The 9,208-nt window shown below is 40.4% G+C and carries 10 protein-coding genes; 7 read left to right on the top strand and 3 right to left on the bottom strand.

Features of this window, described 5'->3' with window-relative positions; all coding sequences use genetic code 11:
- Positions 1 to 1,078 (bottom strand): S-layer protein (locus tag EJK17_RS10635; protein ID WP_103662618.1); only part of this gene is annotated, 1,078 nt, incomplete at its 3' end.
- A 390-nt stretch (positions 1,079 to 1,468) separates the two neighbouring features.
- Between EJK17_RS10635 and EJK17_RS10630 the strand changes: the two genes are divergently transcribed.
- From EJK17_RS10630 to EJK17_RS10620, 3 genes are all read left to right on the top strand, one after another.
- A complete protein-coding gene (locus tag EJK17_RS10630) occupies positions 1,469 to 2,680 on the top strand; it encodes a glucosaminidase domain-containing protein (RefSeq protein WP_103662617.1) in 1,212 nt (403 codons plus the stop codon).
- 72 nt (positions 2,681 to 2,752) lie between these two features.
- Positions 2,753 to 4,585, top strand: coding sequence for a monovalent cation:proton antiporter family protein (locus EJK17_RS10625; RefSeq protein WP_103662616.1), 1,833 nt, complete (start codon positions 2,753 to 2,755; stop codon positions 4,583 to 4,585).
- A gap of 94 nt (positions 4,586 to 4,679) precedes the next feature.
- Entirely contained in the window at positions 4,680 to 5,021 is a 342-nt protein-coding gene (locus tag EJK17_RS10620) for an LAPAL motif-containing putative phage structural protein (RefSeq protein ID WP_103662615.1), read from the top strand.
- A 51-nt stretch (positions 5,022 to 5,072) separates the two neighbouring features.
- Here EJK17_RS10620 and EJK17_RS10615 read toward each other — a convergent pair whose 3' ends face one another.
- Positions 5,073 to 5,948 (bottom strand): hypothetical protein, encoded by an 876-nt coding sequence (locus tag EJK17_RS10615; protein WP_236629393.1) that lies wholly within the window; start codon positions 5,946 to 5,948, stop codon positions 5,073 to 5,075.
- A 59-nt stretch (positions 5,949 to 6,007) separates the two neighbouring features.
- Positions 6,008 to 6,760: a DUF6612 family protein gene (locus EJK17_RS10610; RefSeq protein WP_103662614.1), complete on the bottom strand. Its 753-nt coding sequence runs from the start codon at positions 6,758 to 6,760 to the stop codon at positions 6,008 to 6,010.
- Between the two features lie 159 nt (positions 6,761 to 6,919).
- Between EJK17_RS10610 and EJK17_RS10605 the strand changes: the two genes are divergently transcribed.
- The 4 genes from EJK17_RS10605 to pcp all read left to right on the top strand — a co-directional run bounded on the left by EJK17_RS10605 (position 6,920) and on the right by pcp (position 9,082).
- Positions 6,920 to 7,612: a 2,3-diphosphoglycerate-dependent phosphoglycerate mutase gene (locus EJK17_RS10605; RefSeq protein WP_103662613.1), complete on the top strand. Its 693-nt coding sequence runs from the start codon at positions 6,920 to 6,922 to the stop codon at positions 7,610 to 7,612.
- A gap of 73 nt (positions 7,613 to 7,685) precedes the next feature.
- On the top strand, positions 7,686 to 7,955 hold the full coding sequence (locus EJK17_RS10600; RefSeq protein ID WP_103662612.1) for a type II toxin-antitoxin system HicB family antitoxin: 270 nt from the start codon (positions 7,686 to 7,688) through the stop codon (positions 7,953 to 7,955).
- A gap of 92 nt (positions 7,956 to 8,047) precedes the next feature.
- A complete protein-coding gene (locus EJK17_RS10595; protein ID WP_103662611.1) occupies positions 8,048 to 8,335 on the top strand; it encodes a type II toxin-antitoxin system HicB family antitoxin in 288 nt (95 codons plus the stop codon).
- A gap of 147 nt (positions 8,336 to 8,482) precedes the next feature.
- On the top strand, positions 8,483 to 9,082 hold the full coding sequence (gene pcp, locus EJK17_RS10590; protein ID WP_103662610.1) for a pyroglutamyl-peptidase I: 600 nt from the start codon (positions 8,483 to 8,485) through the stop codon (positions 9,080 to 9,082).
- Positions 9,083 to 9,208: the final 126 nt, after the last annotated feature.

Genomic DNA, 9,208 nt, shown 5'->3' with positions numbered 1-9,208 from the left:
AAGCACGAAGCTTAGCTAAGTTCAATTGGTTACCATCCTTGTCGTAAATTGCGGCAATGTGGTTAACAGTCTTAGTTACAGCTGATTCAGTTGGAGTTGAAACCTTACCGTTAGGAACATTTACAGTTACAGGCATTGAAACTTCTGCACCGTTAGCTGGTGACTTAGCATTGAAAGTTAAGTTCAAAGTCTTAGGAGCATCTGCAATGTTGCCTAATGAGTCAACCTTGATACCAGCTTTTTGCAATTGAGCAGTAACGTCAGCAACAGTAGTAGTTACGTTAGCTGCAGCGTTAGCACCATTTTCAAGTTGGTGTGCTGAGTACTTAGCATTGAATGCACTCATAATTGAGCTTACGTTAATGCTACCGTTAACAGCGTTAACATCGATTGAACCACTGTTCACGTTGGTACCAGTAGCTCTTTCAAAGAATGAAACAACATCTGCATTAGCGGTGTCAACTGGAGTTACAGGAATAAGTACTTCAACACCCTTAGGGTTAACCATTGCACCGTTTGCATCGGTATCAAAGTTAATCTTATCTACAAATTTGTCACCGGAAATAAGGCGCATACCGTTTGAAGCACTAAGTGATAAGTTCTTCTTATTAGCATTAGCAGTACCAAAGTTAAATGAAACTGCAGGTACTTCTACGTAGTACTTAACACCTGGTTCCAAAGCGTAAAGGCCGTTTGAGCCCTTCTTTACTTCGTTCCAACTTTGAGTATCAGCATTGCGCCAAAATACTGCAACAGTTGATTCACCTGGAGTAAGGTTACCAGTGTAACTTTGACCAGCCCAACTAGCAGTAATAGAACCTGAAACCTTACCATCCCAGTTGTAACGAGCAATAGTATTACCAGTAGTAGTATCAGTCAAAACAGCGTTTGCCTTAGTAACAGCCTTTAAATCTGAGCTTAAAGTTACATCACTCTTGATTGCTGGTGCTGAAGTACCACCAAGTTCAATATTGGTAACAGCAGCAGCATTAACAGAGCTAACAGCAGAAGCAGCGACAGGAGCGACAGCTAATAAAGCAGCAGCAGCAGCGCTAACGATTTTCAAATTTTTCTTCATGTGGTCTAATCCTCCTTGAAAAAACAAAAAATAGTAATAGGAGGGAGGCTTCAGCATGGCAGAGGCCTATAATGTACAAAATACTTCGAGCAGGAACCATAAGTTTATAAGGCTTATGAGGTAGTAGTCTTGCTGAAGGATCAGCATGCGTACAGGGTGCTAGCCTGAAGCATATGTGTCTGTTAGTTGTCATTATTCACTATTGCACTGGGGAGGATAGGGCGGGTTTTAACACGCTGAAATTTTTGCTTTGGCGCAGCTTTTTTCACATCCATAGTTTCCACATTATGACAAAATTATATTTTTCCTACAAAACGATGTTTTCAGTTGTCATTACTGCAATTGCCCTATACAATAGAGTTGTCATCTTAAGGAGGATTTACGCTATTTATGAAAAAACATAAGCTTTTAACTAGCTTCGCAGCAGCTGCTGTCTTAACCAGTACTGCTGTTCCAGCGGTTAATAATTTACCAATTGTTAAGACCCAGACCGTCAAAGCCGCAACGGCAGCGGATCAACAAGCCTTCATTACTAATGCCGCAACCCATGCTACTAAGGTTGCCAAGAAGTATGGCCTTTATCCATCAGTGATGATCGCACAAGCAATTCTCGAATCTGGCTGGGGTGAGTCCGGTTTAGCCACCCAAGCCAACAACTTATTCGGGATTAAGGCTGGTGCTGGTTGGATGGGGGAGACCTACACCGCTAAGACCCGTGAAGAGAATTCTAAGGGGAAGAGTTACTACATCACGGCTAGCTTCAAGAAGTATCCAACTTATGAAGGTTCTTTTGAAGATAATGCTATCTTGCTCCGGAATGGAATTCTCAGCCAAGGCAATCGTTACCAAGGTACTTGGATTGAAAATGCAAATAGTTATACCGATGCTACTAGTGCTTTAACTGGGACTTACGCCACTGACCACAGTTATGATAAGAAGTTAAATGAACATATTACTAAGTATAATTTGACCCAATATGACCCAACCATTTCTAAGGTTTCCAAGAGTTATACCGTTGGCAAGAATGCTTCAACTTATGCTTGGCCAACCGACCATTCAGTGTCAGCTAAGTCTGGTTCAGTCAAGTCTGGCGAAAGTGTCACTGTTGATAAGACCATTACTTACAAGAATGGTTCTAAGCGCATGCACATTGCCGGCAAGGGCTGGGTCAACTCAACGGTCTTCAAGAAGAATAGCGGCTTCCTCGCAAGTTCACAAGCTCCTGCAGCAACGACTGCTGTTAAGAAGCAATTAATGCATAACGCCTACATGTACGATAAGAAGGGCAAGAAGTTAGCTGGCAGTAAGAAGCTAGCAGAAGATACGGTAATTAATACTTACGGTACTAAGACCATTAAGGGTAAGAAGTATTACCGCGTTGGTAAAGATGCCTATGTTGCTGCCGGCAATATCGACGGCACCATGCGTTACCTCAAGCGTAACAGTTACGTCTATAACGGTAGCGGCAACCGTGATAACAACATCGTTCACCACAAGAATGATATGATTGCCACCTTCGGTAGTTCTGTGAACATCATGGGACATAAATATTACAAAGTTGGAATTCACCAATACATTAAAGCTTCTAACTTTGTTAAATAATGGTAAACTTAACTGCAGCTGCATTTGATTGCAACCGCAGTTTTTGTATGAAAAGAAAAAGGGAGTAAAAAATTGGAACAATTATCATTATTCTTAGTTGTGCTTTTAGCACTAGTGATTCCGATTTTTATGGCGCGGTTCAAGGTAAACAACGTTCCCACCGCTGTCGCTGAAATTATTGTCGGGATCATCATGGGGTCAAGTGGCTTTAACTTGATTTCTAGCACGCATGACCTGTCTTTCTTATCGGACTTGGGTGTGATCTTGCTGATGTTTCTTTCTGGGATGGAAATCGACTTTGATTTATTAAGTCGCAAGAACAACCAGAAGCGCAAGAGTCAAGCTGGTAAAGAAGTCGATCCGATGAAGACGGCGATTATGGCCTTTATTGGGATTGCCTTCATGTCAGTAATTCTAGGTTACATCTTGCACTTCACTGGTTTATTCAGTGAGACGCCATTAGCGATCATCATTTTCATGACAGTTGCGCTCGGAGTGGTAATTGCGACCTTGAAAGAGAAGGATATTTTAGGCCGGCCAATTGGGCAGACGATTTTACTAACTGCCGTAATGGGGGAAGTTATTCCGTTGATGCTCTTGACGATCTATGCTTCGCTTCATGGTGGCAACGCTGAACAATTATGGTTGATTATTTTGCTATTCGTTGCTGCCATCTTCTTATTATGGCGGTTCCAACACCCATATGATTGGTTCGTTAAGGTAACTAAGTCCACTACACAACTAGATATTCGCTTGGCCTTTTTCTTAATTTTTGCCTTAGTCACCGTTGCTGAAACGGTGGGGGCCGAGAACATCTTAGGGGCCTTCTTAGCCGGGATGGTCATGAAGTTACTTGAACCAAGTGAAGCAACCAAGGATAAATTAACCTCCATTGGTTATGGTTTCTTTATTCCAATTTTCTTCATCATGACTGGGGTTAAGTTGAACTTGCGTAGTTTATTCGCTCATCCTTCATCCTTAATGTTATTGCCAATCTTGGTGCTCTGCTTGTTCATCGCCAAGTTACCGGTAGTGGCCGTCTTCTTGAGAAAGTTTGACAAGCGTAACGCCTTTGCTGGTAGTTTCTTAACTGCAACCACGATTACAATTGTCTTGCCAACCTTGCAAGTAGCACGGCGCTTGCATGCCATTACTCAAACTCAATCTGATGCCTTCATCTTGGCTGCGGTTATTGTCTGCATCGTTAGTCCAATTATTTTTAATTCTAACTTTGTCTTGACACCAGCAGATCGGATCAAACAGAAGGTGACAATGATTGGGGCTAACACCTTCACTATTCCAGTGATTCATGACTTGCACGATAATTGGTATCAAGTGCGGGTCTTCACCGATGATCAGAACAATTACGATACCTTCAAGAGTCGGGCAGATATTACTCTGATTCCTAGTTACGACCAAGAAGAGCTAGAGAAGGCCGGCGTTTTTGACGGAAATATTTTCGTAGCGGCTTTGTCTAAGGATGAAGAGAATATTCGCTTAGCTAAGATGGCGCAAGCAGCTGGGGTGGGTCGCGTAATTGTGATTTTGCTGCAGCCAGATGCCGAGACCGTGAAGGAATTGCGTGAAGTAGGAATTGAGATCTTCAACTTTACCAATGTACGTTCATCCTTGATGCGGGCTTTGATTGAATCGCCGGCCGTTTACCAAGTAATGACGGATACCAAGAATGTGCTGTACTCAGTGGTAGTGCAAAATACCAGTTACACTGGCCGCAAGCTGATGGATTGGGACTTCGTTGATCAGATGACGGTCAGCCGGATTCGTCGGGATGGAGCATGGTTATCACCACATGGTTCAACGGTGATTGAGCCGGGGGATGAATTGATCTTCAGTGGTAAGTTTGAAAATGCTGATCGCATTCGCCGAATTTTAAGTCAGAAGTAAGGCTAATCAAAAAATCGTTATTCTGTTAGCAAGAGTAACGATTTTTTAATTTACTGTAAAATTTGTTGTAAGTATGAATGGAGATAACAGAGAAATGGTAAATGACAGTATTCCAATTAAGAACTTAGCACTTTCTCCGTCTGAAAGAATTATTTATCTACAATTAATTAGTAGACATGCTAAACATGGTAAATGGAAATTTAGTATGGGCGATAGTACTTTCTTTGCCAATATCGAAGATGAGGCATTTATCAAATCGGTTGAAAAGAATGAACAACAATTTGGATCAACCGATACTTTAAAGGTGAAGTTAAAAACTAGACAATACTTAGATGTCAACGGAAAATTAAAAAGTGACTACACAGTTACTAAGGTATTGGATCATATTAAGGGATCAGAAGAAATCGAATTAGATTTATTTGATCATCAAGATTAAATTTAAAAGCTAACAAAAAAGTCATCCTTGCGGATGGCTTTTTTACTTGGATTATTTCTTATCTTTCGTAGTCTTCTTTGACTTCTTAATAATCTTTTTGGTCTTCTTGGAAACTTTCTTATTTTCCTTAGTCGTCTTCTTCTTTTCAGTCATTGGCAAGTTTTCAGCATTCAAAGCATTGGTTGGAACCTTCAAGAAGTCACGACTACCGAAGTTACCATAACTTTGACCAAGCCGAACCTTCATGTACTTGCCTAAAGTCATATTCACAAAGATATTAGCTGCAGCTAACTTCTTCTTTTTCACAACTAGCTTGACCGTCATATCCTTGAACTTACCGTACTTTTGCACGCGGCGGAAGACTTGTTCTTGTTCACTACTTTGACCAACGGTACTGATGATTTGTTCAGCCGCAGTCGACATCATCTTCGGATCCTTCAACTTCGCGGTTAAAGTATAAGTTTGCTTGTTGCGCTTCATCTTGTAGGCGTTAAGCAAAGCCTGGTCAGGATTGAAGATTACTTTATTATTCATAATCACGCTAAGTAGTTCAGCGTAACTGTGACCAGTTAACTTTTCAAGGTCAGTCTTGTACCAAGTCTTACTACCATTAATGTAGAGGTTAGAAGCAGTGGCCCAGTTCTCAGAAGTCCGGGTCTTGCCAGCGCTGGTTGTTTGGTTAGTGATATGGAACACCGTTGGTTCCCCACCAAAGATGGTATTGGCCACAACTAATTGACTAGAAGTGTCAGTGGATAAGCGCAAAGACTGAATAACTTGCCCACTCTTGAAGGTCTTTTGTGATTTCTTGATGACCTGACTCTTAGTCAAGACAGGTTCAGCTTTTTTGCTTTGCTGCTTACTACAACCGCCAGCTATCAGGGCAGTGAAGGCAGCACAAGCAATGATTAGTTTCTTAAATTTCATTGATAAATCTTCTTTCTGATTACTCTACCTATATTTTACACTTATTGAGCCATAACTATTTAGTTTTTTCCAAGATTGACTGCACTTTTCACAACGGCTTGCGGAACTTGCAATTTCTTCAAAGTGTTGATGTCGTTAATCTTCAATTGTAAGTGCTTCTTAGCATTGTCGTCCTTATAAGCAGCATCGATATCGATCTTTTTTAAGTTAAAGTTCTTGCTGGTGTCGATTTCGACTTTGGCCTGGTCAGGCGTCATTTTGTCAGTATCAATGCCAATGACTGAAGTGAGCATGCCGTTTTGCGTTAAAGCTTGCCACATCTTTTTATTCTTACCGCTATAAGTGAGGGCGTAACCATCGTTAGTTTCTTTGACCTTGAACAATTTAATTGCCTTTTGATCAAAGGATAATAAAGCACCTTGAGCTAGGTCACTGGTTAATTGGGCGTAAGAAGAAGCCTTCGTCAACTTGGTCTTGAACCAACGTTTAGTACTGGTGCCTTGCATTTGGATGTAATTATTTTTCCCGCTAATCCACAACTTGTAGTGGTTGTTACTCGTGGTGAAATTAGCGAAGACCGTCAACGGCTTCTTATTATATTTGGCCTCAGCTTTTTGCATAATGCGGTGGTTGTGGTCAGTTTGCAGCCAAGTGGCATGCATGGTTTTGAATTTAGTTTGCGCTGCTTGATTAATAATGGTGGCAGCACTTGGTAAGTTTTCCTTTTTAGGAGCAGTTTTTGGCTTGCTGCAGGCTGCTAAAGTAGTGATGAGTAACAGTCCTAACAATAAAGGTAAAAGTTTTTTCTTCATTAATAAATCTTCTTTCCTAAATTAACTTCGTCTCTTATCCTAACAAAAATTGAGCAATCTAGCTGCTAAAGCAAGATTTTTTATTGAATTCCTATGAATTTTTTTAAGAAGCGTGTAAAATAATTACGGAAACATTGAATTTTCAAAGGAGAATATTTCATGTCAAAATTAGTTTTAATCCGTCACGGTCAAAGTGAATGGAATCTTTCAAACCAATTTACTGGTTGGGTTGATGTTAACCTTTCAGACAAGGGTGTAGAAGAAGCTAAAAAAGCTGGTCGTTTAATCAAGGAACACGGTCTTGAATTTGACCAAGCTTACACTTCATTATTAACTCGTGCCATCAAGACTTTGCACTTTGCATTGGAAGAAAGTGACCAACTTTGGATTCCAGAAATGAAGACCTGGAGACTTAACGAACGTCACTACGGTGCTCTTCAAGGCTTGAACAAGAAGAAGACTGCTGAAAAGTACGGCGACGAACAAGTTCACATTTGGCGTCGTTCATACGATGTTTTGCCACCAGCTATTGATGACGACAACGAATTCAGTCAAGCACATGACCGTCGTTACGCAAACTTGGATCCACACATCGTTCCTAAGGCAGAAAACTTACACGTATGTCTTGACCGTGTAATGCCATTCTGGGAAGATCACATTGCTCCAGACTTACTTGACGGCAAGAACGTAATTATCGCAGCTCACGGTAACTCACTTCGTGCTTTAACTAAGTACATTGAAAACATTTCCGATGACGACATCATGAACCTCGAAATGAAGACTGGTGAACCAGTTGTTTACACCTTCGACGAAAACTTGGATGTTGTTAAGAAGGAAAAGTTGGATGACTAATTTTTAGTTTGAAAACAAGAAAAATCCTCAGTCCATTTGGGCTGGGGATTTTTGTTCCAGAAATGAGGTAAAAATGAAGCAAGCAGTAATTTATCCAGCAATTTTCAAACCAGTTGAAAAAGATATCTATTTCATCAGTTTCCCGGATGTACCAAGTGCAGTTACTGAAGGACATGGCTTGAAAGATTCCTTTGAAATGGCTTCAGATGCCTTGGCAACGATGCTTTATGATGAAAAGAAATTACCTAAAGTTACTAACCCTAAAGATATTCAAACTGATGGTGATTCCTTTGTAGCTTTAGTATCCGCAGACTTGTCACAAGCTGCCGATAATTTTGCTTAAAAAATTTCTCCAATTTTTTTGCATCAAAATGCCACTTTTGGGTATAAGATATAAATTAACAGTTAATCCATCATAGTAAAGGGGATAATCATTTGAATCACAGAATTGTAACTTATCCAGCAATTTTTAAACCAGTTGGTGACGACCTTTATGTCATTAGTTTTCCTGATGTTAAGGGTGCAATCACCGAAGGCAAAGGATTAAAGGAAGCAATGAAGATGGCGGCTGATACCCTGGCTAGTCGTTTGTATAATCGCAAAGAATTACCAGCTGCTAGCGACTTGGATGAAATTAAAGTTAAGGATGCAGAAGCCTTTGTTGCTAAAGTGTCAGCTGATTTAACTGAAGCTTCACAAGATCGAATTGGTTATCAAATTTAGGCAAAAAAAGACGCTCGTGAAAGAGCGCCTTTTTTTATCAACTTGTTTCAAAAATTAAATCAATAGTTTTTAATTTCTTGAGACAGGTATATTATATTATAAAACAAAAGCATTTGCCATTCTTTTTTAATTTTCGAGGTGAAAATGATGAAAATTTTAGTTACAGGTTTTGATCCCTTCGGTGGTGAGAAAATTAATCCTGCCATTGAAGCTGTTAAACGCTTGCCAGATATGATTAATGGGGCTGAAGTGATTAAGCTTGAGGTGCCAACGATTTTTGGTAAAAGTGCAGCCGTTGTTAAAGACGCCATTCTTAAAGAAAAACCAGATTTTGTCTTAAATGTTGGTCAAGCGGGTGGCCGCAGGATGGTTACGCCTGAACGGGTGGCTATTAACTTTCAAGGTGGACAAACACCAGATAATTCTGGGCAAGCACCGCAAGAAGGGCCAATTCAAGTAGATGGGCCGGCAGCTTACTTTACTCAATTGCCAATCAAGGAAGAAGTAGCAGTGATTAGAAAAGCCGGTCTGCCTGCTCAAATTTCTAATACTGCCGGCACCTATGTCTGCAATCAGCTCTTTTATCAAGTGCAGTATCTGCGCGAGCATGATTTTCCGCAGCTGAAGGCTGGTTTTATCCATATTCCATACTTGCCTGAGCAAGTTGTTAATAAAAACGCTCCTTCCATGTCTTTAGCAGACATTGTGAAAGCTTTGACTGCTGCCATTGGTGCAATTGTTAGCTAAGTGTAAAATAGTTTGCGGTGACGCTTAGTTACAAATTAAAAAGAGTCAAATCCATTTTAGGACTTGACTCCAAAACAAAAAGACCAGTAGTCTGATGTTAAGAACAAAAACACATTAGAAGCTGGT

This window comes from Lactobacillus xujianguonis (assembly GCF_004009905.1).
GTDB lineage: Bacteria > Bacillota > Bacilli > Lactobacillales > Lactobacillaceae > Lactobacillus > Lactobacillus xujianguonis.
This window is presented reverse-complemented; position numbering and strand designations above follow the sequence as displayed.

Bases quoted from the DNA above. Each gene is read 5' to 3' on its own strand.
- EJK17_RS10630 (WP_103662617.1), top strand. From the start codon at position 1,469: ATGAAAAAACATAAGCTTTTAACTAGCTTCGCAGCAGCTGCTGTCTTA.
- EJK17_RS10620 (WP_103662615.1), top strand. From the start codon at position 4,680: ATGGTAAATGACAGTATTCCAATTAAGAACTTAGCACTTTCTCCGTCT.
- EJK17_RS10615 (WP_236629393.1), bottom strand. From the start codon at position 5,948: ATGAAATTTAAGAAACTAATCATTGCTTGTGCTGCCTTCACTGCCCTG.
- EJK17_RS10610 (WP_103662614.1), bottom strand. From the start codon at position 6,760: ATGAAGAAAAAACTTTTACCTTTATTGTTAGGACTGTTACTCATCACT.
- EJK17_RS10605 (WP_103662613.1), top strand. From the start codon at position 6,920: ATGTCAAAATTAGTTTTAATCCGTCACGGTCAAAGTGAATGGAATCTT.
- EJK17_RS10600 (WP_103662612.1), top strand. From the start codon at position 7,686: ATGAAGCAAGCAGTAATTTATCCAGCAATTTTCAAACCAGTTGAAAAA.
- pcp (WP_103662610.1), top strand. From the start codon at position 8,483: ATGAAAATTTTAGTTACAGGTTTTGATCCCTTCGGTGGTGAGAAAATT.